The sequence below is a fragment of the Microbacterium sp. GW821-FHT01D02 genome (assembly GCF_059422585.1).
In genome coordinates this window covers 665,737-687,680 of the sequence record NZ_JBWKXB010000003.1, presented here as the reverse complement: position 1 = coordinate 687,680, position 21,944 = coordinate 665,737, and the positions used below count along the sequence as shown (strand labels likewise).

General features: G+C 70.1%; 17 protein-coding genes and 1 pseudogene. 14 read left to right on the top strand and 4 right to left on the bottom strand.

Features of this window, described 5'->3' with window-relative positions; all coding sequences use genetic code 11:
* Window positions 1-8 precede the first annotated feature (8 nt).
* Window positions 9-1,214, bottom strand: a complete 1,206-nt coding sequence (locus AC07VM_RS16845) for an aminotransferase-like domain-containing protein (protein WP_494912343.1) — start codon at window positions 1,212-1,214, stop codon at window positions 9-11.
* A gap of 207 nt (window positions 1,215-1,421) precedes the next feature.
* On the opposite strand from AC07VM_RS16845, the gene AC07VM_RS16840 reads away from it, so the two are divergent.
* The 7 genes and pseudogenes from AC07VM_RS16840 to ilvC all read left to right on the top strand — a co-directional run.
* Window positions 1,422-2,678 carry an MFS transporter gene (locus tag AC07VM_RS16840; protein ID WP_267418272.1) on the top strand — a complete coding sequence of 419 codons (1,257 nt, stop codon included), beginning with the start codon at window positions 1,422-1,424 and terminating at the stop codon, window positions 2,676-2,678.
* Window positions 2,679-2,738: 60 nt separating this feature from the next.
* Window positions 2,739-4,145: an alpha,alpha-trehalose-phosphate synthase (UDP-forming) gene (locus AC07VM_RS16835; RefSeq protein ID WP_494912342.1), complete on the top strand. Its 1,407-nt coding sequence runs from the start codon at window positions 2,739-2,741 to the stop codon at window positions 4,143-4,145.
* Window positions 4,146-4,197: 52 nt separating this feature from the next.
* Window positions 4,198-4,995 carry a trehalose-phosphatase gene (gene otsB / locus AC07VM_RS16830; RefSeq protein ID WP_267418274.1) on the top strand — a complete coding sequence of 266 codons (798 nt, stop codon included), beginning with the start codon at window positions 4,198-4,200 and terminating at the stop codon, window positions 4,993-4,995.
* Between the two features lie 9 nt (window positions 4,996-5,004).
* Window positions 5,005-6,723: a dihydroxy-acid dehydratase gene (gene ilvD / locus AC07VM_RS16825; protein ID WP_267418275.1), complete on the top strand. Its 1,719-nt coding sequence runs from the start codon at window positions 5,005-5,007 to the stop codon at window positions 6,721-6,723.
* A gap of 51 nt (window positions 6,724-6,774) precedes the next feature.
* Window positions 6,775-8,577, top strand: coding sequence for an acetolactate synthase large subunit (locus AC07VM_RS16820; RefSeq protein ID WP_267418277.1), 1,803 nt, complete (start codon window positions 6,775-6,777; stop codon window positions 8,575-8,577).
* A 3-nt stretch (window positions 8,578-8,580) separates the two neighbouring features.
* Entirely contained in the window at window positions 8,581-9,090 is a 510-nt protein-coding gene (gene ilvN / locus AC07VM_RS16815) for an acetolactate synthase small subunit (protein ID WP_017830816.1), read from the top strand.
* A gap of 34 nt (window positions 9,091-9,124) precedes the next feature.
* A pseudogene (gene ilvC, locus AC07VM_RS16810) lies at window positions 9,125-10,198 on the top strand (ketol-acid reductoisomerase); the annotation flags it as partial.
* A 67-nt stretch (window positions 10,199-10,265) separates the two neighbouring features.
* On the opposite strand, the gene AC07VM_RS16805 reads toward ilvC, so the two are convergent.
* Window positions 10,266-13,100 (bottom strand): FAD-binding and (Fe-S)-binding domain-containing protein, encoded by a 2,835-nt coding sequence (locus AC07VM_RS16805; RefSeq protein WP_494912341.1) that lies wholly within the window; start codon window positions 13,098-13,100, stop codon window positions 10,266-10,268.
* A 73-nt stretch (window positions 13,101-13,173) separates the two neighbouring features.
* Here AC07VM_RS16805 and AC07VM_RS16800 point away from each other — a divergent pair, with 73 nt between their 5' ends.
* Window positions 13,174-13,836, top strand: coding sequence for a GntR family transcriptional regulator (locus AC07VM_RS16800; RefSeq protein WP_494912340.1), 663 nt, complete (start codon window positions 13,174-13,176; stop codon window positions 13,834-13,836).
* 13 nt (window positions 13,837-13,849) lie between these two features.
* Here AC07VM_RS16800 and AC07VM_RS16795 read toward each other — a convergent pair whose 3' ends face one another.
* Window positions 13,850-14,791: a hypothetical protein gene (locus tag AC07VM_RS16795; protein ID WP_267418280.1), complete on the bottom strand. Its 942-nt coding sequence runs from the start codon at window positions 14,789-14,791 to the stop codon at window positions 13,850-13,852.
* A gap of 83 nt (window positions 14,792-14,874) precedes the next feature.
* Between AC07VM_RS16795 and AC07VM_RS16790 the strand changes: the two genes are divergently transcribed.
* From AC07VM_RS16790 to serA, 3 genes are all read left to right on the top strand, one after another.
* Window positions 14,875-15,339 (top strand): hypothetical protein, encoded by a 465-nt coding sequence (locus tag AC07VM_RS16790; protein ID WP_494912338.1) that lies wholly within the window; start codon window positions 14,875-14,877, stop codon window positions 15,337-15,339.
* Window positions 15,336-15,671 carry a hypothetical protein gene (locus AC07VM_RS16785; protein WP_494912337.1) on the top strand — a complete coding sequence of 112 codons (336 nt, stop codon included), beginning with the start codon at window positions 15,336-15,338 and terminating at the stop codon, window positions 15,669-15,671. Before AC07VM_RS16790 ends, AC07VM_RS16785 begins: the two co-directional genes overlap by 4 nt.
* Before the next feature lie 123 nt (window positions 15,672-15,794).
* Entirely contained in the window at window positions 15,795-17,399 is a 1,605-nt protein-coding gene (gene serA / locus AC07VM_RS16780; protein ID WP_494912335.1) for a phosphoglycerate dehydrogenase, read from the top strand.
* A gap of 63 nt (window positions 17,400-17,462) precedes the next feature.
* On the opposite strand, the gene AC07VM_RS16775 is transcribed toward serA, so the two are convergent.
* On the bottom strand, window positions 17,463-18,005 hold the full coding sequence (locus AC07VM_RS16775) for a TetR/AcrR family transcriptional regulator (RefSeq protein ID WP_267418284.1): 543 nt from the start codon (window positions 18,003-18,005) through the stop codon (window positions 17,463-17,465).
* 95 nt (window positions 18,006-18,100) lie between these two features.
* Between AC07VM_RS16775 and AC07VM_RS16770 the strand changes: the two genes are divergently transcribed.
* The 3 genes from AC07VM_RS16770 (at window position 18,101) to AC07VM_RS16760 (ending at window position 21,922) form a co-directional block, all read left to right on the top strand.
* A complete protein-coding gene (locus AC07VM_RS16770) occupies window positions 18,101-19,636 on the top strand; it encodes an MFS transporter (RefSeq protein ID WP_494912334.1) in 1,536 nt (511 codons plus the stop codon).
* A gap of 81 nt (window positions 19,637-19,717) precedes the next feature.
* Window positions 19,718-20,761 (top strand): 3-isopropylmalate dehydrogenase, encoded by a 1,044-nt coding sequence (locus AC07VM_RS16765; protein ID WP_494912332.1) that lies wholly within the window; start codon window positions 19,718-19,720, stop codon window positions 20,759-20,761.
* A gap of 60 nt (window positions 20,762-20,821) precedes the next feature.
* Entirely contained in the window at window positions 20,822-21,922 is a 1,101-nt protein-coding gene (locus AC07VM_RS16760) for a branched-chain amino acid aminotransferase (protein ID WP_267418287.1), read from the top strand.
* Window positions 21,923-21,944 lie beyond the last annotated feature (22 nt).

Sequence of the window (21,944 nt, the reverse complement as noted above, 5' to 3'; positions counted from 1 at the left end):
CCCTTACGCTACCTGCCCGCACCCCAGGTCGCACCGAGCCTTGACAAGCCGTCCCTGATCCTGTCAGGGGCGTACGTCGTGAACGACAGCCGGAGGGTCCGCGGATCGGGGGTGCCGCAGTAGAACGAGAGGCCGGGGACGTACGCGACGTCCTTCGTCAGGGCGTGCGCGAGCGATTCCGTGGCGTCCCAGCCCTCGGGGAGTCGTGCCCAGACGAACATCCCGCCGTCCGGACGGTTCCAGGTGCTTCCCGAGGGGAGCGCGGAGGGGAGGGCGTCGAGCATCGCGTCGCGTCGCGCGGAGTACGCGTCGCGGATGCGGTCGAGCGCGGGCTCGCCGCGGCCGGAGACGAGGTAGTGCGCGGCGGCCGCCTGGTCGATCGTGGACGTGTGCAGATCGGCGGCCTGCTTGGCGATCGTGATCGCCGGACGGACGTCCGCGGTCGTGCGGATCCAGCCGATGCGCAATCCGGGGGCGATCACCTTCGAGAAGCTGCCGAGGCTGATCACGTGCTCGGGCGCCAGCTCCGCGAGCGAGGGCAGCGGGTCACCCGAGTAGCGGAGCTGACGATAGGGCTCGTCCTCGACGATGCGGAATCCTCGGCGTCGAGCGATCTCGGCGATGGCCTGACGCGCCTCGAGCCCGTGCGTGCGTCCCGTCGGGTTCTGGAACGTCGGCACGGTGTAGAAGAACTTCGGGCCGTGTTCCTCGGCGAGACGGTCCAACGCCGCGAGGTCGAGCTCGTCGCCGATGTAGGGGATCCCGACCACCCGGGCGCCGGCGAGAGCGAACGTCTGCAGCGCCGCGAGGTAGCACGGCTCCTCGACGAGGATGGTGTCGCCGGGGTCGAGCAGCGTCGTCGAGAGGAGGCCGAGGCCCTGCTGGGACCCGGTGGTGATGATCAGGTCCGCGGCGTCGGTGGGCAGGCCGTCCGCCGTGTAGCGTCTCGCCACCTCCTCGCGAAGGTGGGGGTCGCCCTCGGAGGTGGAGTACTGGAGGACGCCGGGGGAGTCGAGGACGGCGTCGAACGCGGCGCGGATGCCGTCCACGTCGAACAGCTCGGGAGCGGGCAGGCCGCCGGCGAACGAGATGACCTCCGGGCGCCGGGTGAGAGCGAGCAGATCACGGACCGGTGAGGTCTTGGCGCTGCCGGCCCGCAGCGACGGTGCGGGAAGGACTCGGGTCGAGGCGGTGTCCTGCGGGGCGGTGGGCAACGGGGTCCTCCTCGGGAGCGTGGCGGCGGGTGTCGCCCAGACTAGCCCCGTCGCGGGCCGCCCGATTCCCGGCTGTTCCCCGGCGGCATCCGCTATCCTGGGGGCGTCGCGGCTCGCCCGCGGCCGCACAACCGTGTATCTACCGGCCGTCGGCATTCCGACGGACAGCGGCGGCACCCGACATCGCGTCTTCGACGCGCGAGAGCCATGACACGCGCAACCACATCGCAGCCCCTCGCCGAGCCGAGCCTTCTCCGTCTCGCCGGCTTCCCGTACTTCCTCATCGCCTTCATCGCGCGACTCCCGTTCGCCATGATGGTCGTCGGCGTCCTGACCGTGGTGGTTTCGGCGCGCGGCTCCCTGTCGCTCGGCGGCCTGACCTCCGCCGCGGTCGGGCTGGGGACCGCATGCTTCGGCCCCCTCCTCGGCGCCGCGGCCGACCGCTTCGGCCAGCGGGCCGTGCTCGTCGTGCTGGCGCTCGCGAACGGCGCGATGCTCCTGCTCTTCACCGCGGTCGTCTACGGCACCGCGGCCGACGGCTTCGTGCTGCTGGCCGCCGTCGGCATCGGCGCCACCGCTCCGCAGGTCGCGCCGCTCTCTCGGTCCCGACTCGTCACGATCATCAGCGAGCGGATGCCGGAGGAGCGTCGCCCGCGCACCGTGTCGGGGACCATGGCGTACGAGTCCGCGGCCGACGAGACCGTGTTCGTCTTCGGCCCGTTCCTGGTCGGCGTCCTGGCTTCCGCGATCGCGCCGTGGGCGCCCCTCGTGGGCGCTGCCGCGCTCACGGTCGTGTTCGTCGGAGCGTTCGCGCTGCACCCCAGCGGCCGGCACGTGTCGCAGGACCGCGACGCCGACGGCAGGGCCCCGTCGGCGGTCTCGGAGCTGTTCCGCCCGCAGCTGCTGATCGTGGTCCTCGGGATCCTCGGTGTGGGGATGTTCTTCGGCACGATGCTCACCTCGCTCACGTCCTTCATGGCCGACCGTGGCGCCCCCGAGCAGGCGGGTCTCCTCTACGGCGTGATGGGCGTCGGCTCCGCGCTCCTGGCGCTGGGCGTGGCGTGGCTCCCTCCCGCGTTCTCGATGCGGGCGCGCTGGCTCGTCTTCTCCGGCATCCTGCTCGCCGGCACGCTCCTGCTCGGCTTCGTCGACTCGCCCGGGACGATGATGGTCGCGCTCGCGATCATGGGCATCGGGATCGGGCCGACGCTGGTCACGCAGTACAGCTTCGGAGCGGCCCGCAGCCCGCGCGGCCGCTCGGCCACCGTGATGACGATGCTCGGTTCCGGCGTGGTCGTCGGGCAGTCCATCGGCGCCGCCGTGGCGGGAGAGATCGCCGAGAACGTGGGCACCTCCGCCGCCCTCCTGCTGCCGATGATCGCCGCCTTCATCGCCTTCGCCGCGGGCGTGGCGAACTGGGCGCTCAGCGGTGAAGGGCGTCGTCGCGCCTCCGTCACGGTCTGACGCCCGCGGGCGGAATCCCGTCATCCTGGGTAGGTTGGAGTCAACCGTGAGGAGTCATCCGTGACCGCTGCAGATTTCGTCGTCGTCGCCAACCGACTGCCCGTCGACCGGGTGGAGGGACCTGACGGCGAGGAGATCTGGCGCACCTCTCCCGGAGGGCTGGTCGCCGCTCTCGAGCCCATGATGCGCAACGTCCACGGCGCCTGGGTCGGCTGGGCCGGTCAGGCCGACGTCGAGCTCGAGCCGTTCGAGGCGGGCGGCATCGAACTCGTGCCCGTCGCGCTCAGCGCGCAGGAGGTGGCGGAGTACTACGAGGGCTTCGCGAACGACACGATCTGGCCGCTGTACCACGACGTGATCGCGCCGCCCCAGTACCACCGCGAATGGTGGGAGGCCTACGTCACGGTCAATCGGCGGTTCGCCGAAGCCGCCGCGGCCACCGTGGCCCCGGAGGGCACCGTCTGGGTGCACGACTACCAGCTGCAGCTCGTCCCGCAGATGGTGCGCGAGCTGCGTCCCGACGTGACGATCGGCTACTTCCACCACATCCCGTTCCCGGCCCACGGCCTCTACGCCCAGCTGCCCTGGCGCGACCAGGTGCTGCGCGGCCTGCTCGGCGCCGACGTGATCGGCTTCCAGCGCGCTCAGGACGCCACCTACTTCCTCACCGCCGTGCGGCGTCGGCTCCGCTACGAGGTCAAGGGGCCGCACGTCGCGGTCCCCGAGGGGGACGGCACGCGCACCGCCCTGGCGCGGGCGTTCCCGATCTCCATCGACACCACGCCCTATCTCGAGCTCGCGGCGCGGGAGGACGTTCGTGCCCGGGCGGCCGAGATCCGCGCCAGCCTGGGCAACCCGAAGCGCATCCTGCTCGGCGTCGACCGGCTCGACTACACCAAGGGCATCCGTCACCGCATCAAGGCGTACGGCGAGCTGCTCGCGGAGGGGCGGCTGAAGGTCGAGGACGTCACGCTCGTCCAGGTCGCCAGCCCCAGTCGGGAGCGCGTCGACGCGTACGTGCACCTGCGCGACGAGATCGAGCTCGCCGTGAGCCGCATCAACGGCGACACCGACACGATGGGTCACTCCGCCATCCGCTACCTGCACCAGGGATATCCGCGCGAGGAGATGGTCGCGCTGTACCTGGCGGCCGACGTGATGCTCGTGACCGCGCTGCGCGACGGCATGAACCTCGTCGCGAAGGAGTACGTCGCGACCCGCGTCGACGACCGCGGTGTGCTGGTGCTCAGCGAGTTCACCGGCGCGGCGGACGAGCTGCGGCAGGCCGTGCGCGTCAACCCGCACGACATCGAGGGGCTCAAGGACGCGATCATGACCGCGGTCGAGATGACGCCGACCGAGCAGGGGCGCCGCATGCGGTCGCTCCGCCGGCGCGTGCTCGACAACGACGTCGCCGCCTGGTCCTCCTCGTTCCTGGCCGCTCTCGCCGAGGTACGTGGACGCTGACCTTCCGCGAGGCCGCGATACTGGGAGCGAACCCCCTGCGAATGGAGACACTGTGACGCGCCCCTGGATCCCCGGAACCGCCGACGACGCCCTCAGCGCCCTGGCCGCCACGCCGCGGCTGGTCGTCGCGCTCGACTTCGACGGCACCGCCTCCCCTCTGGTCGAGGACCCGATGGCGGCGCGCGCGCTCCCCGAGGTCGCGGCCCAGGTCGATCGCCTCGCGGCCCTGCCGGACACGGTCGTCGCCTACGTCTCCGGCCGCAGCATGCACGACCTCCGCGTGATCACGGAGCACACCGACGACTCGCCGATCGCCCTCGCCGGCTCGCACGGCGCCCAGTACTGGTTCCCCGGAGAGGGCGACGCCGATGCCCCGGGAGAGGCCACCGAGGACGGCGCGCGCGAGGAGCTGTGGGCCGCGGCGAAGCCGATCATCGAGCGGTACGAGGGTGCCGAGTTCGAGCCCAAGACGTTCGGCATGGGCGTGCACACCCGCCGGGCCGACCGTGAGACCGAGGAGCGCGTGTTCGCCGAGATCGACGCCCTCGTCGCCGAGCGCTTCCCGCACTGGCGACGCCGAGCCGGCCACCGGGTGCTGGAGTTCTCCTCGCGCAACGAGGGCAAGGACGCCGCGATGGCCGCGCTCCGCGACCGCTTCGACGCCACCGGCATCCTGTTCGCCGGCGACGATGTGACCGACGAGGATGCGATGCGCGTGCTCGGGGAGGGCGACCTCGGCGTGCGCGTCGGTCCAGGGGAGAGCGTCGCGACCCTGCGTGTGGACACTCCACAAGAGATCGCCGCGCTTCTGGAGGCGTTGGCGGACGAACGCACCTCTCGGCGGCAATAGACTTCCGTCATGTCCTCGCATGATCCCTCTCACAGCGCGCCCATCGACATCAAGCCCCGCAGCCGCGTCGTCACCGACGGCATCGAGGCCACGACCTCCCGAGGCATGCTCCGTGCCGTCGGCATGGGTGACGCCGACTGGGACAAGCCGCAGATCGGAATCGCCTCCAGCTGGAACGAGATCACGCCCTGCAACCTGAGCCTCGACCGGCTCGCGCAGGGCGCGAAGGAGGGCGTGCACTCCGGCGGTGGCTACCCGCTGCAGTTCGGCACGATCTCCGTCTCCGACGGCATCTCGATGGGCCACGAGGGCATGCACTTCTCCCTCGTGTCGCGCGAGGTCATCGCCGACTCCGTCGAGACCGTGATGATGGCCGAGCGCCTCGACGGCTCTGTGCTCCTCGCAGGCTGCGACAAGTCGATCCCCGGCATGCTCATGGCCAGCGCCCGCCTCGACCTCTCCAGCGTGTTCCTGTACGCCGGATCGATCGCGCCGGGATGGGTCAAGCTCTCCGACGGCACCGAGAAGGACGTCACGATCATCGACTCGTTCGAGGCGGTCGGCGCCTGCCGTGCCGGTCTCATGAGCGAGGAGGACCTGAAGCGCATCGAGTGCGCCATCGCCCCCGGCGAGGGTGCCTGCGGCGGCATGTACACCGCGAACACCATGGCATCGGTCGCCGAGGCCCTCGGTCTCAGCCTGCCCGGCTCGGCCGCGCCGCCCGCGGCGGACCGTCGTCGCGACTACTTCGCCCACCGCTCGGGCGAGGCCGTGGTGAACCTGCTCCGCCAGGGCATCACCACCCGCGACATCCTCACCAAGGAGGCGTTCGAGAACGCGATCGCCCTCGCGATGGCCCTCGGCGGCTCCACGAACGTCGTCCTGCACCTGCTCGCGATCGCCCGTGAGGCCGAGGTCGAGCTGAGCCTGCACGACTTCAACCGCATCGGCGACAAGGTCCCGCACGTCGCCGACATGAAGCCGTTCGGCAAGTACGTCATGAACGACGTCGACCGTCACGGCGGCATCCCCGTGATCATGAAGGCGATGCTCGACGAGGGCCTGCTGCACGGCGACGCGCTCACCGTCACGGGCAAGACGCTCGCCGAGAACCTCGCCGACCTCGACCCGCAGCCGATCGACGGCGAGGTCATCCACACGTTCGACAACCCGATCCACGCCACCGGCGGGCTCACGATCCTGCACGGCTCGCTGGCGCCCGAGGGCGCCGTGGTGAAGACCGCGGGCTTCGACGCCGCCGTGTTCGAGGGCCCGGCCCGCGTGTTCGAGCGCGAGCGCGCGGCCATGGACGCCGTCGCCGAGGGCGAGATCGAGCCCGGCACGGTCATCGTCATCCGCTACGAAGGACCCAAGGGCGGACCGGGTATGCGCGAGATGCTGGCCATCACCGCGGCCATCAAGGGCGCGGGGCTCGGAAAAGATGTACTACTCTTGACGGACGGACGATTCTCAGGCGGCACAACCGGCCTGTGCATCGGCCACATAGCACCCGAAGCGGTGGACGCTGGTCCCATCGCCTTCGTGCGCGATGGTGATCTGATACGGGTCGATATCGCAGCTCGCTCTCTCGATCTACTCGTCGATGAGGCAGAGCTCGCCTCCCGCCGCTCTGGCTGGGAGCCGCTTCCCCCGCGCTACACCCGAGGCGTTCTTGCCAAGTACTCGCGCCTCGTGCGGTCCGCCGCCGAGGGAGCGACCACCGGCTGACCCGGACGCTCCGGCATCCGGCGTCCTCCACAGATCATCAGAAGGAAACTCATGACTGCTGATTCCGCCCCGGCCGTGCCGAGGCCGCCCGCCCGTCAATCCTCTGCGCCGGAGATCACCGGCGCCGAGGCCGTGGTCCGCTCGCTCGAGCTGCTCGGTGTGACCGATGTGTTCGGTCTCCCGGGTGGAGCGATCCTTCCGGTCTACGACCCGCTGATGGACGCGTCCGAGCTGCGTCACATCCTGGTCCGGCACGAGCAGGGCGCCGGCCACGCGGCCGAGGGCTACGCATCCGCGTCCGGCAAGGTGGGCGTGTGCATCGCGACCTCCGGTCCGGGCGCGACCAACCTCGTGACCGCGATCGCCGACGCCTACATGGACTCGGTGCCGATGCTGGCCATCACCGGCCAGGTGTTCTCGACCCTGATGGGGACGGACGCCTTCCAGGAGGCCGACATCGTGGGCATCACGATGCCGATCACCAAGCACTCCTTCCTGGTGAAGGACGCCGCCGACATTCCGGGCGCCATCGCGGCGGCCTACGAGATCGCCGGCACCGGTCGTCCCGGCCCCGTGCTCGTCGACATCACGAAGGACGCGCAGCAGGCGACGGCTCCGTTCGTGTGGCCGCCCAAGATCGACCTCCCCGGCTACCGTCCGGTGACCAAGGCGCACGGCAAGCAGATCCAGGCCGCGGCGACCCTCCTCGCGGAGGCCAAGAAGCCCGTGCTGTACGTCGGCGGCGGCGTGATCCGCGGCAAGGCGTCGGCGGAGCTCCTCGAGCTCGCGGAGTCGACGGGCGCGCCCGTCGTCACCACGCTGATGGCCCGCGGCGCATTCCCCGACTCGCACCCGCAGCACCTCGGTATGCCGGGCATGCACGGCACGGTCCCGGCCGTGCTGGCGCTGCAGGAGGCCGACCTGCTGGTGTCGCTCGGCGCGCGGTTCGATGACCGCGTGACGGGCAAGGCGGCGCTCTTCGCGCCGAACGCCAAGGTCGTGCACGTCGACATCGATCCCGCCGAGATCTCGAAGATCCGCACGGCCGATGTGCCGATCGTGGGCGATGTCCGCGACGTGCTGACCGACCTGGACGCCGCGTTCCGCGGTGCCACGGGCGGCGAGAAGACCGACATCGAGGAGTGGTGGTCGTACCTCGACGGGCTGCGCAGCGAGTTCCCGCTCGGCTTCGCGCCGACGACGGACGGCCTCCTGGCCCCGCAGTACGTGATCCAGCGCATCGGCGAGCTCACCGGGCCCGAGGGCATCTTCGCCTCGGGCGTCGGCCAGCACCAGATGTGGGCCGCGCAGTTCATCAAGTACGAGCGCCCCAACGCCTGGCTGAACTCCGGTGGAGCCGGCACCATGGGCTACTCGGTTCCGGCCGCGATGGGCGCGAAGGTCGCCGAGCCCGACCGTCCCGTGTGGGCGATCGACGGCGACGGCTGCTTCCAGATGACCAATCAGGAGCTCGCGACCTGCACGATCAACAACATCCCGATCAAGGTCGCGATCATCAACAACTCGTCGCTGGGCATGGTCCGCCAGTGGCAGACGCTGTTCTACGACGGTCGCCACTCGAACACCGACCTCAACACCGGGCACGGCACGATCCGCATCCCCGACTTCGTGAAGCTCGCCGAGGCCTACGGCTGCCTCGCGATCCGCGTGGAGAAGGAGGAAGAAGTGGATGCCGCGATCAAGCTCGCCCTCGAGACGAACGACCGTCCGGTGGTGATCGACTTCGTGGTGAGCGCCGACTCCATGGTGTGGCCGATGGTCCCGCAGGGAGTGAGCAACAGCTTTGTCCAGTACGCCCGCGAGCACGCGCCCGCCTTCGACGAGGAGGACTGATCCATGTCGACCCACGTGCTGAGCCTGCTGGTGGAGAACACCCCCGGCCTCCTCACCCGCGTCGCCGGGCTGTTCGCCCGCCGCGGCTTCAACATCGACTCCCTCGCCGTCGGCGTGACGGAGGTGCCGGGGATCTCCCGCATCACCGTCGTCGTCGACGTCGACGAGCTCCCGCTCGAGCAGGTCACCAAGCAGCTCAACAAGCTGATCAACGTGATCAAGATCGTGGAGCTCGACTTCGCCACGTCGGTGCAGCGCGAGCACATGCTCGTGAAGGTGCGCACCGACAACGCCACGCGCTCGAACGTGATCGAGGTGGTGAACCTCTTCCGCGCATCCGTGGTGGACTACGCCTCCGACGCGCTCGTGATCGAGGTGACCGGCGACAAGGGCAAGGTCGACGCGATGCTTCGCGCGCTCGAGCCCTTCGGCATCAAGGAGATCGCGCAGTCGGGTCTCCTCGCCATCGGCCGCGGCGGCAAGAGCATCACCGAGCGCGTCCTGCGCGGCTGACAGACCTGACCACCGACTTTTCGCCGCTCGCCGAGCGCGCGAAGCCAGACGAAACGCAAAGAACAAGGAGAAACACATAGTGAGCACCGAGATCTTCTACGACGCCGACGCCGACCTGTCCCTGATCCAGGGCAAGAAGGTCGCGATCGTCGGATACGGCTCGCAGGGCCACGCCCACGCGCAGAACCTGCGCGACTCGGGCGTCGAGGTCGCCATCGCGCTCAAGGAGGGCTCCAAGTCCGCTGCCAAGGCCGAGGAGGCCGGCTTCCCGGTCAAGACCGTCGCCGAGGCCACCGAGTGGGCCGACGTCATCATGATCCTCGCGCCGGACCAGCACCAGCGCATCATCTACAGCGAGTCCATCGCGCCGAACCTCACGGCCGGCAAGACCCTCGCCTTCGCGCACGGCTTCAACATCCGCTTCGGCTACATCGACGCTCCCGAGGGCGTCGACGTGATCCTCGTCGCCCCGAAGGCGCCGGGCCACACCGTCCGTCGCGAGTTCGTCGCGGGCCGTGGCATCCCGGACATCATCGCGGTCGAGCGCGACGCATCGGGCAAGGCCTGGGACCTCGCGCTCTCGTACGCGAAGGCCATCGGCGGCACCCGCGCCGGCGTCATTAAGACGACCTTCACCGAGGAGACCGAGACCGACCTGTTCGGCGAGCAGGCCGTGCTCTGCGGTGGCGTGAGCCACCTCGTCCAGGCCGGCTTCGAGACGCTGACCGAGGCGGGCTACCAGCCGCAGATCGCCTACTTCGAGGTGCTGCACGAGCTGAAGCTCATCGTCGACCTCATGTGGGAGGGTGGCATCGCCAAGCAGCGCTGGTCGATCTCCGACACCGCCGAGTTCGGCGACTACGTCTCGGGCCCGCGCGTCATCGACGAGCGCGTCAAGGAGAGCATGCAGGGCGTCCTCGCCGACATCCAGTCGGGTGCCTTCGCCAAGCGCTTCATCGACGACCAGGACAACGGTGCCGAGGAGTTCCTGGCGCTGCGCGCCAAGGAGGAGCAGCACCCGATCGAGGTCACCGGCAAGGAGCTGCGTTCGCTCTTCGCCTGGAAGCAGCAGGACGAGGACTACATCGACGGCAGCGCCGCGCGCTGACCCGAGTATCCGACGAAAGAACGGGCGTCCCCTCGGGGGCGCCCGTTCTTTCGTTCTGTCCGGCCGTTCAGGGGCGGGTGAGCTCCTCCAGCACCTCGATCACGTGGCGGTAGGGGCGCCCCGTGGCGCGGGTCATCCCGATCTCGCACGTGCGGTTGGCCGAGACGAAGGCGTCGAATCCGCCCCGCTCGCCCTCGGCCGCGGCGATCTCCGCCGACTCCTGGGCCGTCGCACTGGCGGTGAGCTCGGGATGCAGCATCCCGCGGTCGCCGGCGAACGCGCAGCAGCCCCAGCCCTCGGGGATGAAGACGTCGTCCGCCACCGCCGCCGCGATCGCGGTCAGTGCGCCCGTCGCTCCCAGCGCGGTCGTGGAGCAGGTCGGGTGCACGGCCAAGGTCGGGAGCTTCTCCGTGACGCTCAGGCGCGGCAGCACCTCGCGGGCGACGAAGGTGGTGGCGTCCTCGATCCGCAGGCCCTGGTACTTCGGGTTCTTCGCCACCGACTGGGCGAGCATCACGTCGAGGCCCTCGGTGCAGGATGCGGCGTCGCACACCACGGGGAGCTCGCCGTGGCGGCTGGCCTCCCACAGCGAATCGAGCACCCGGTCCGACATGAGCCGGTAGCCGTCGAGGTGCCCCTTCGACTTCCACGGGGTCCCGCAGCAGAGACCGCCGTTCTCCTCGGGGATCACGACCGGGATCCCTGCGCGATCCAGGAGGTCGCGCAGCGCATCGCGGGATCCCCGGCCCTCGTCCTCCGCACCGAACATCGTGCCGATGCAGGCGCCGAAGAAGACTGCCTGGGCGCCGGCGGGCGCATCGGGCCGCGGGGGCTTGGAGCCGCCGCGGGGGAGCCCGCCGTCATAGAGCGGGACGGTGTCGGCGCCGAGGACGGCCCGGCCGACCTGCGTCACTCCGCGCACCAGCGGCGCGGGAAGGGCGTCGGCCACGGTCAGCGCCACGCCGCCGGCACGGGTCACGGTGCTCCAGTGCTTCGCCGCCGTCCCCCAGAGTGCGCCCTCGACCGCGTTCGTCTGCTCGGCTCGCAGCCGGCGCACGAGGTCGCCGGTGTTGATGTCGACCGGGCACGCGACACCGCACATGCCGTCGACGGCGCAGGTCTGCACGCCGTCGTAGTCGTAGTCCTTCTGCAGGTCGCGCAGCAGCTCGGTGTCGCCCTGCTCCTCGGCCCACGCCATGTCGCGACGGATCACGATGCGCTGACGCGGTGTGAGCGTGATGCTCTTGCTCGGGCAGGTGGGTTCGCAGTAGCCGCATTCGACGCAGCGGTCGACCTCGCTCTCGACCGTCGGCACCCGCTTGAGGTCGTGCAGGTAGGAGTCGGGGTCGTCCGAGAGGACCACACCGGGGTTGAGGATGCCGTCGGGGTCGAGCAGGCCCTTGATCTCCCACATCATGTCGGTGAGCTCGTCGCCGTACTGCCGACGCACGAAGGGCGCCATGATGCGACCGGTGCCGTGCTCGGCCTTGAGGGATCCCTGCTGGGAGAGGACCAGGTCGACCAGGTCGTCCGTGAACCTCCGGTAGCGTGCCACGCTGTCGGCGTCGTCGAAGCGCTCGTTGAGGAGGAAGTGGACGTTGCCGTCCTTCGCGTGGCCGAAGATGACCGAGCCCTCGTAGCCGTGCTCGGCGAACAGCTCGATCAGCCGTTCGCAGGTCGCGAGCAGACGGGGGACGGGGACGACGATGTCCTCCAGCAGCGCGGTCGTCCCCGAGGGGCGTGCTCCGGCCACGGCGGTGTAGAGGCCCTTGCGGACATGCCACAGGGCGGCGCGCTCGGCGGCGTCGGTCGTGAGCCGCGGAGCGACAGCGAGGGGCAGTGCCTCGAAGTGCGCCTGCGCGCCGGCGCTCGCGTCCGCGAGCGCATCGGCGTCGGCGGCATGCACCTCGACGAGAAGCGCGGCGTGCCCCTGCACCTCGATCTCGGCGATGGCGGCCGGCACGTCGCTGAGCCCCTGCGCGACGCGGAGCGATGCGGCATCCATCAGCTCGATGGTCGCGAGACCCAGACGTGTGAGGTCGGGCAGTGCGGTCATCGCGGCGGAGAGGGTCTCGAACACCAGCAGGCCGGTCGCGATCGCCGGTCGCACCTCGATCGTCCGGAACCGGGCTTCCGCGACGAACGCGAGCGTTCCCTCGGACCCGATGACGAGGTGCTCGAGGATGCGCACCGGCTCGTCGAAGTCGAGGAGGGCGTTGAGCCCGTAGCCCATCGTGTTCTTCATCGAGAACTGCTGGCGGAGGAACGCGACGTGCTCGGGCGAGGCGAGCAGGCGTGCGCGGAGGGCCAGGAGCCCTTCGGCGATCGCGGGCTCGGCGGCGCGCAGCACGGCATCCGCATCGGGCCGACCGGTGTCGAGGATCGTGCCGCTCGGGAGCACGAGCGTCATCGACTCGATCGTCTGATAGGAGTTCTCGGTGATGCCGCAGGCCATGCCGCTGGAGTTGTTGGCCACGACGCCGCCGATCGTGCAGGCGATCTCGCTCGCGGGGTCGGGTCCGAGCTTGCGACGATGGCGGGTCAGGCGGGTGTTGACCTGACGCACGGTCGCGCCCGGGCCGACCCGGACGAAGGCACCGTCCTCTTCGACGCGGATGTCGCGGAAGTTGCTCCGCGTGTCGACCAGGATGTCTCCGCTGACGCTCTGGCCGGAGAGGCTGGTGCCACCGGAGCGGAAGGTGAGGGTGCGTCCGGCCGCGCGGACCGCTCCGAAGGCACGGGCGACGCCCTCGGCGTCCGCGGGGGAGAGCACCGCGTCCGGGATCAGGAGGTAATGGGACGCATCGTGGGCGCGTGCGAAGCGGTCGATGGATCGGGAGTGCACCTGCGTCGTCGAGCCCAGCAGTGCGGGGTCGAGTGGTTCGGCGAGTGTGGTCGGCACGGTGCTCCTCTGCTCCGTCGAAAGATTGTCTGACAAGTGTACCGAGATCGCACGGCTTCGATAGGCTGACCGCATGACCACGACCACGGACGCACCGCTGGGGATCGTCGGCGTGGTGGATGCCGTCACGGCACAGCTGCGCAGACGCATCCTCCGCGGCGACATCCGCTCGGGCACTCCGCTCACGGAGGCTGCGGTGTCGCAGACCTTCGGCGTGGCGCGACCCAGCGCGAAAGCGGCCATCGAGCAGCTCGTCGCCGCGGGGCTCCTGGTCCGCACCGCTCATCGGAGCGCGCGCGTCGTGGCGATCGACCCGGCCACCGTGCGGGACGTCTATCGCACGCGGGCGCGACTGGAGAGTGCGGCCCTGCGCGACCTCGCCGTCGACGGAACCGTGCCGCAGGCGGCGCTCGACGCGAACGCCGAGATCCTCGCGATGCCGCCGGGGCCGGACCCGGCGACCGTCGACCCCGACCTCCGGTTCCACACCGCCCTGATCGACGCGCTCGAGAGCGAGCGGACGGGACGGATGTACCGGAGCGTTCTCGACGAGGTGCGGCTGTGCATGGCGCAGGTGCAGGGACGGCAGCTGCTGGACGCCGCCGAGATCGCCGCCCAGCACGCCGACATCCTCGACGCCGTCGCCTCCGGAGACGCCGATCGCGCGGCAGCTCTCCTCGACGCGCACCTCTCCTCCGCGGAGGAGAGGCTGGTGGCCGCGCTCGACGCCGACTAGCGCCGCAGCCGGGTCACTCGGCCGGGGCGTCCTCGACCACGAGCGGCGGCTCGACGGAGTCGGCCCAGACCGGCGCGGGAAGGACGGTGTCGACCTGTCCGGCCTGGATCTGGCGGAGCGCCTCGGTGATCTCCTCGTCGTTCTCCGGCACCGGCAGGTCGCAGGCGCGCAGCTCCGAGGCGAACTGGAGCGTCAGTCGGGTCTTGCCGGCCTCGACGGCCTGAGCGGTCGTGCCGGTGATGATCTCGCTGCCGGTCTGGATCGCGGAGACCTCATCGCAGACGTGATAGACCTTGCCGCCCTCGACCCAGACCACCTGGTCCTTGCCGAGGAGCTGGATGACCGCGGACTGGTCGGCGGTGTACTGCTCGACGGACGACGGCGCGAAGTCGATGCCGACGATGGCGGCGAGTGCGGCGAGGACGACGCCCACGATGCCGGCGGTCGTCTTCTGCCCCTTCGACATGTCCTTGTTCAGGAAGATCAGGATGACCAGCGGAAGGAACGCCACGATGGCGATGATCGCACCGAGCTGGTTCTGCACGAAGAACCGCACCTTGTCGGACTTGCGCGCCGGATCCAGGCGGTTCGCCTTCTTCCACAGCACCGACCCGGTGATCGACAGGGCCGCGATCACGACGAGCAGCACGAGGAGGGCGATGAAGGCCCACTGCGGGAACTGCGCCGAGACGCCGTGCTCCTCCAGGAGACCGGTGTCGGGGTTGCGCAGCAGTTCGCCGTCCTCGCCGACGAAGACGCGCTGACGCAGGAGCCAGAAGATGCCGACGCCCTCGCCGATGATCGCGACGGCCCAGAGCACGGCGGCGATCCAGCGGAAGCGCGTCGCCGTGGCCTTGGCTTCGGGGGTCGGGACCCAGCCGGCAGGCGGTTCGACGTTCGCGTCGTCCTTCACGGACGGCTCGACGCCGGCGTTCGTCTTGTCGCTCTCGGCCACGGTGCTCCCTTTCCCTCCGATGCCCGCCGATCCGGCTGAAGGCAACCCCGAGCCTAGTGGACCGGGTGTCCTACGCTGGGGACATGACTTCCGATTCCGACGACGCCCTCAGCTGGGACGGCGACGACGCGACTCCGCCCCAGGATCCCGCTCTTCCGCGCGGTTGGAACGCCGTCGGCAAGGGCAGCGGCGAGGTCGGCACGATCGAGGACGACGGCACCGTGACCTCCGCCCACCCGGAGGAGCCGGCGGGCCTGAGCACCCCGATGCTGCTGATCGTCGGCGTGATCGGGGGCGTCTACCTCCTCTACACGATCGGCTGGATCGTCGGAGGGCTGCGGCTGCAGCCGCTCGCCTCGTTCCTCGTGTCCGACGTCATGTTCCTGCCCTGGTTCGTGCTGGCGATCGCCGCACCGGCCCTGTGGTTCCTCGCGAGCTGGGTGCTCACGCGGGGGAGAGCCTCCTGGATCCGGGTCGCCGTCCTGCTCGCCGGGGTGGTCCTCCTGGTTCCGTGGCCCTTCGTCACCGTGGGGGTGATCGGATCATGAGCGAGTCGTCGACCGCTCCTCAGGTCTCCGCGGGTTCGCCGCACTGGCTCGTCGGTCTCGTCATCGGGCTGGCGGGACTCTTCTACGCCTACGCGGTGTGGAACGCCGTCGCACACCTCATCACGATGGCGCAGACCGGACTGACCGGCGGCGGGTGGGCGACGCTGCTGTTCGGTGTCGCGTTCCCCGCCATCGTGTTCGCGTTCGCCTACGTGATCGGCCGCCGGCGCAGGGTGGGCGAGCTCGCACTGGTGTTCCTCGCCGGTCTCGGCATCGTCGCGGTGTTCTGGATGAGCCTGATCGCGCTCAGCCTGACGATGCCCAGCGCCTGAGTCGCACACGGTCACACGGCACGGAGGGCCTCGGACGCTCGGGTAGAGTTGACGCGATCGCGCCCCCATGGTGTGCGGCGCATCGGCCCCTCCCGCCTGCCGCGCTGCCCCGAAGGATCCACTGTGCCGAAGCCTGTCGTGCTCATCGCCGAAGTACTCTCTCCCGCCACGATCGAGGCCCTCGGCCCCGACTTCGACGTCCGTGACGTCGATGGCACCGACCGCGAGGCGCTCTTCGCCGCGCTGGCCGACGCCGATGCGGTGCTCGTCCGCTCGGCGACGCGCATCGACGAGGAGGCGTTGACCCACGCGCCGAAGCTGAAGGTCGTCGCGCGTGCGGGTGTCGGCCTCGACAACGTCGACATCAAGGCCGCCACGGCCGCCGGCGTCATGGTCGTGAACGCGCCGACCTCGAACATCGTCTCGGCCGCCGAGCTCACGGTCGGTCACATCCTGAGCCTCGCCCGCCGCATCCCGGCCGCGCACGCGTCGCTGTCGGCCGGCGCCTGGAAGCGCAGCTCCTTCACCGGTGCCGAGCTGTTCGAGAAGACGGTCGGCATCGTCGGCCTCGGCCGTATCGGCGCGCTGGTCGCCGCCCGCCTCGCCGCGTTCGACATGCGCGTCGTCGCGTACGACCCCTACGTGACCTCCGCCCGTGCGCAGCAGCTCGGCGTGCAGCTGCTCTCGCTCGACGAGCTGGTCGCCGAGTCGGACTTCCTCACGATCCACATGCCGAAGACGCCGGAGACCACCGGCATGATCGGCGCCGAGCAGTTCAAGGCCATGAAGCCGACCGCGTTCGTCGTGAACGTGGCCCGCGGCGGCCTGATCGACGAGGAGGCGCTGCACGCGGCGCTCGTCGCCGGCGAGATCGCCGGGGCTGGACTCGACGTCTTCACGTCGGAGCCTCCCGCCGAGGGTGGCACCGCTCGTCCGCTCCTCGAGCTGCCCAACGTCGTCGTCACCCCGCATCTCGGTGCGAGCACCGAGGAAGCCCAGGAGAAGGCCGGCGTCTCGGTCGCCCGCTCCGTGCGTCTGGCCCTCGGCGGCGACCTGGTTCCCGACGCGGTCAACGTGGCGGGCGGCGTGATCGACCCCTACGTGCGCCCGGGCATCTCCCTGGTCGAGAAGCTCGGTCAGATCTTCGCCGCCCTCGCCACGTCGCCGCTCACGAGCCTCGACGTCGAGGTGCACGGCGAGCTCAACGAGTACGACGTGAGCGTGCTCAAGCTGGCAGCGCTCAAGGGCGTCTTCACGAACATCGTCAGCGAGACGGTGTCGTACGTGAACGCGCCGCTGCTGGCCGAACAGCGCGGCATCGCGGTGCGCCTGCTCAAGGACGACGTCAGCGACGAGTACCGCAACGTCATCACCCTCACCGGTGCCCTCTCCGACGGCACCCAGCTCTCCGTGTCCGGCACGCTCACCGGTCCGAAGCAGTCCGAGAAGCTGGTGGGCATCAACGACCACGCGCTCGAGCTGCCGATCGAGAAGCACCACGTCGTGATGCTCTACACCGACCGCCCCGGCATCGTGGCGGTCTACGGACAGAAGTTCGGCGAGGCCGGGATCAACATCGCCGGCATGCAGATCGCCCGTCAGGCCGCCGGTGCCCAGGCCCTCAGCGTGCTGACGCTGGACTCGCCGGTCTCCGACGAGCTGCTCGACGACGTGCGCGACGCGATCGACGCCGACCTGTTCCGTCAGATCGAGATCACCGAGGTCTGATCCGCAGCCATACCGAGAGAGGGCGGGAGCGCGAAGCTCCCGCCCTCTCTGCGTGTCCGGCGGTCAGGCCGTCGCGCGGAGCACGAGGGCGATCAGCTCGGCGAGCTCCTCGCTGCGGGGGACCAGCCGCTCCGGTCCGTGCACGTCGAGCGAGTTGTTGAAGTAGAGCCCGTCGCTGACCAGCATGACGAGGTCGAGGCTCGCGGTGTCGCGCACGTGCGGGCGGATCGTCTCGGCCCAGCGCCGTCGGGTGTCGCGGAGCATGTCGGCGGCGGGGATCGAGCCGCCCTGGGCGAGCCGGGTCGCGGCGATCAGGGCGCGGTCCAGCGCGTCGTCCTCCATCACGGACGTGCGCACGTAGTAGGCGACCGGACCCTCGTCGGCGGCTGCCATCCGCTCCAGGTCCAGCGTCGTCAGGTCGTCCAGGCGGGCGAGGAGTCCGGCCTCGAGGTCGTCCTTCGAGCCGAAGTGATAGAGCAGTCCGCCCTTGGAGACGCCCGCCGCCTTGGCCGTCGCGTCGAGCGTCGCCGCCCGTTCCCCGTCGGCGATGAGGATCTCTTCGAAGGCGTCGAGCACCTTCTCGCGAGCGAGGGGAGGTCGGGGCATCGTGGATCCTCTGCACAGGGGACAGGTGGGAATTCTGTTACTATACCATCCGGACGGTTCACTAACCGCGCCATCACGATCCTGAGAGGTGTTCCATGACCCGTACTGCGTCGATCCCGACGACAGAGACGGATGCTCCCCGCGTCGGAGCCCGCGGCTGGGCGGCACTCATCGTCCTCATGCTGCCGGTGCTGCTGGTGTCGGTGGACAACACGGTGCTGAGCTTCGCGCTCCCCGAGATCTCCATCGCCCTCGCGCCCACCGGCGCCGAGCAGCTGTGGATCATCGATGTGTACCCCCTCGTGCTCGCCGGCCTCCTCGTCACGATGGGCACCCTGGGCGACCGGTTCGGACGCCGGAAGCTGCTGCTCATCGGAGCGATCGGCTTCGCGGCCGTCTCCGGTCTCGCCGCGTTCGCCCCGACCGCCGGGCTGCTCATCGCGGCGCGTGCGCTCCTCGGCTTCTTCGGCGCCATGCTGATGCCGTCGACGCTCTCCCTGCTGCGTTCGATCTTCCAGAACCGCGACCAGCGCCGCATGGCGATCGCGGTCTGGGCGTCGGCGTTCTCGGCAGGTTCCGCACTCGGCCCGATCGTGGGTGGGTTCCTGCTCGAGCACTTCGCGTGGGGATCGGTGTTCCTCATCGCGGTGCCGGTGCTCATCCCGCTGCTCATCGCCGCCCCGCTGCTCGTTCCCGAGAGCCGCGACCCGAACCCCGGGAAGATCGACCTGGTCAGCATCGTGCTCTCGATGGCGACCATGATCCCCGTGGTCTACGCGATCAAGTCGCTGGCCGTCGACGGGCCCAGCCTCACGGCCGCCGCCTGGGCGCTGCTCGGCTTCGGCATGGGCTACCTGTTCGTCCGGCGTCAGCTGCGGGTGATGTCGCCGATGCTCGACATGGCGCTGTTCCGCCGCGGTTCGTTCTCGGGCGCGATCCTGGTGAACCTGCTCAGCGTCGTGGCGCTCGTGGGCTTCCTCTACTTCGTGTCGCAGCATCTGCAGCTCGTCCTCGGGCTGTCCCCGATGACGGCGGGTCTGGCCCTCGTGCCCGGAATGCTCGCGATGATCGTCGCCGGGCTCTCGGTCGTGCCGGTCTCGCGTCGTGTGCCGCCGCACATCGTGATCCCCGTCGCCCTGGCGTTCTCGGTGGCCGGATACCTGATCGTCGCGTTCACGACGCACGAGCACGGCGTCCTGCCGCTCATCGTCGCGTTCGTGGTGCTGGGCATCGGGATCGGGGCGGCGGAGACGATCTCCAACGAGCTGATCCTGTCGAGCGCCCCCGCCGCGAAGGCCGGTGCGGCCAGCGCCGTGTCCGAGACGGCGTACGAGCTCGGCGCCGTGCTCGGCACCGCGGTGCTCGGAGGCATCATCACCGCCTTCTACCGCGGCGCACTCGTGCTTCCGGAAGGCCTGCCCGCCGATGTCGCACACGCCGCCGGTGAGACCCTCGCCGGCGCGTACACCGCCGCACACGCCCTGCCCGGCCAGCTCGGCGACGCCCTGTGGGCGGCGGCGACGGAGGCCTTCGGATCCGGCGTGATGGTGACCTCGCTGATCGGCGCGGGACTCGTCGTCCTCGCGGCCGTCATCGCCGCCGTCACACTGCGCAAGGCACCCACGCACTGACCAGTACGCTGGGAGGACCGGCCCGCTCGCCCCTCGTCGGGCAGGGGCCGGTCCATCCCGCGCTGTGTGCAAGGAGTGTCAATGTCGCGTGTCGTGAAGCTGGCCGTCATCCCGGGTGACGGCATCGGACCCGAGGTCATCGCCGAGGCGGAGAAGGTGCTCGACGCCGTGACCGCCTCCAGCGACGTGGTCTTCGACAAGACGCGCTTCTCGCTCGGAGCCGGACGCTTCCTCGAGACCGGTGACACGCTCACGGACGAGGACCTCGCCGCGATCGCCGCGCACGACGCGATCCTGCTCGGCGCGGTCGGCGGCACCCCCGGCGACCCGCGCCTCAAGGACGCGAACATCGAGCGCGGCCTCCTCCTCAAGCTGCGCTTCACGCTCGACCACTACGTCAACCTGCGCCCGTCGAAGCTGTTCGTCGGTGCACCGGGACCCCTGGCCGCGCCGGGCGAGATCGACTTCGTCGTGGTCCGCGAGGGCACCGAGGGACCGTACGTCGGCAACGGCGGCGCGATCCGCCGGGGCACCCCGCAGGAGGTCGCGAACGAGACCTCCGTCAACACGGCCTTCGGTGTGGAGCGCGTCGTGCGCTACGCCTTCGAGCTGGCCGAGCGCCGCCGCCGCAAACTCACGCTCGTGCACAAGACGAACGTGCTCGTGCACGCCGGTGCGATCTGGCAGCGGATCGTGAACGAGGTCGCGGCCGAGCACCCCGACGTGACGGTCGACTACCTGCACGTCGACGCGGCCACCATCTTCCTCGTCACCGACCCCTCGCGCTTCGACGTGATCGTCACCGACAACCTGTTCGGCGACATCCTCACCGACCTCGCGGGAGCCGTGACCGGCGGCATCGGGCTCGCCGCATCGGGGAACATCAACCCCGACGGCGCCTTCCCCTCGATGTTCGAGCCCGTGCACGGCTCGGCGCCCGACATCGCGGGCCAGCAGAAGGCCGACCCGACCGCCGCGATCCTCTCGATCGCGCTGCTGCTCGACCACCTCGGCCTCACCGCCGAATCCGCGCGGATCAGCGCGGCGGTCGAGGCCGACATCGCCGCCCGCACCGGCGCGCGCACCACCGCGGAGATCGGCTCCGCGATCACTGCACGCCTCTGACCGCAGGCGTAGGCTGAACGGGCGCGAGGATGCGCCCACCCACGAGGAATGGATGATGAGATGACGACCATCGATGCCGAGGCGACCGTGGCTCCCCTGGAGTTCGCCGTCACGAAGAACCTGACTGCCGCGTCGCCCGCGCGGCTCGCCGAGGTCCTGGAGAATCCGGGTTTCGGCGTCGTCTTCACCGACCACATGGTCGACATCTGCTGGTCCGTCAAGGGCGGCTGGCACCGTCCGCGCGTGCAGCCCTACGGACCGATCCCGCTCGACCCCGCGGCGTCCGTCCTGCACTACGCGCAGGAGATCTTCGAGGGCATCAAGGCCTACCGCCACGCGGACGGCTCGATCCACACGTTCCGGCCCGACCGCAACGCTGCACGTCTGCAGGCCAGCGCCCGTCGTCTCGCGCTGCCCGAGCTGCCGACCGAGTACTTCATCCAGTCGCTGCGCGAGCTCATCGCGGTCGACGGTCGCTGGGTTCCCACCGGCGCCGACCAGAGCCTGTACCTGCGGCCGTTCATGTTCGCGAAGGAGGCCTTCCTCGGCGTCCGCGCGGCGCAGAAGGTCGCCTACTACGTGATCGCGAGCCCGGCGGGCGCCTACTTCTCCGGCGGGGTGAAGCCGGTGCGCATCTGGCTGTCCGAGGAGTATGCCCGCGCGGGCAAGGGCGGCACCGGCAAGGCGAAGACCGGCGGCAACTACGCCTCGAGCCTGCTCGCGCAGAGCGAGGCCAGCGCCAAGGGCTGTGACCAGGTCGTCTTCCTCAACGAGAAGCGCGACGTCGAGGAGCTCGGCGGCATGAACGTCGTGTTCGTCTTCAAGGACGGCCGTGTGGTCACGCCCGAGTCGGACAGCATCCTCGAGGGCATCACCCGCGACTCGCTCCTGCAGCTGGCGGAGGACCGCGGCTACACCGTCGAGAAGCGACCGATCTCGATCGACGAGTGGCGTGCGGGCGTGGCGTCCGGCGACATCGTCGAGGTGTTCGCCTGCGGCACCGCCGCGGTGGTCACCCCGATCGGTGCGCTGGTCGGCGACGGCTTCGACGAGCCGCAGCCGCTCGGTGAGCTCGCCCTCTCCCTGCGCGAGGAGCTCACCGACATCCAGTACGGTCGCCGCGAGGACAAGCACGGCTGGCTCCTGCGCCTCGACGCCTGAATCTGCTCGGGAACCGCGTACA

Coding starts and splice junctions, on each gene's coding strand:
- AC07VM_RS16800 (WP_494912340.1), top strand. CDS start 13,174: ATGACCACGACCACGGACGCACCGCTGGGGATCGTCGGCGTGGTGGAT.
- AC07VM_RS16775 (WP_267418284.1), bottom strand. CDS start 18,005: ATGCCCCGACCTCCCCTCGCTCGCGAGAAGGTGCTCGACGCCTTCGAA.
- AC07VM_RS16765 (WP_494912332.1), top strand. CDS start 19,718: ATGTCGCGTGTCGTGAAGCTGGCCGTCATCCCGGGTGACGGCATCGGA.
- AC07VM_RS16840 (WP_267418272.1), top strand. CDS start 1,422: ATGACACGCGCAACCACATCGCAGCCCCTCGCCGAGCCGAGCCTTCTC.
- AC07VM_RS16785 (WP_494912337.1), top strand. CDS start 15,336: ATGAGCGAGTCGTCGACCGCTCCTCAGGTCTCCGCGGGTTCGCCGCAC.
- ilvD (WP_267418275.1), top strand. CDS start 5,005: ATGTCCTCGCATGATCCCTCTCACAGCGCGCCCATCGACATCAAGCCC.
- AC07VM_RS16790 (WP_494912338.1), top strand. CDS start 14,875: ATGACTTCCGATTCCGACGACGCCCTCAGCTGGGACGGCGACGACGCG.
- AC07VM_RS16760 (WP_267418287.1), top strand. CDS start 20,822: ATGACGACCATCGATGCCGAGGCGACCGTGGCTCCCCTGGAGTTCGCC.
- AC07VM_RS16820 (WP_267418277.1), top strand. CDS start 6,775: ATGACTGCTGATTCCGCCCCGGCCGTGCCGAGGCCGCCCGCCCGTCAA.
- AC07VM_RS16770 (WP_494912334.1), top strand. CDS start 18,101: ATGACCCGTACTGCGTCGATCCCGACGACAGAGACGGATGCTCCCCGC.
- ilvN (WP_017830816.1), top strand. CDS start 8,581: ATGTCGACCCACGTGCTGAGCCTGCTGGTGGAGAACACCCCCGGCCTC.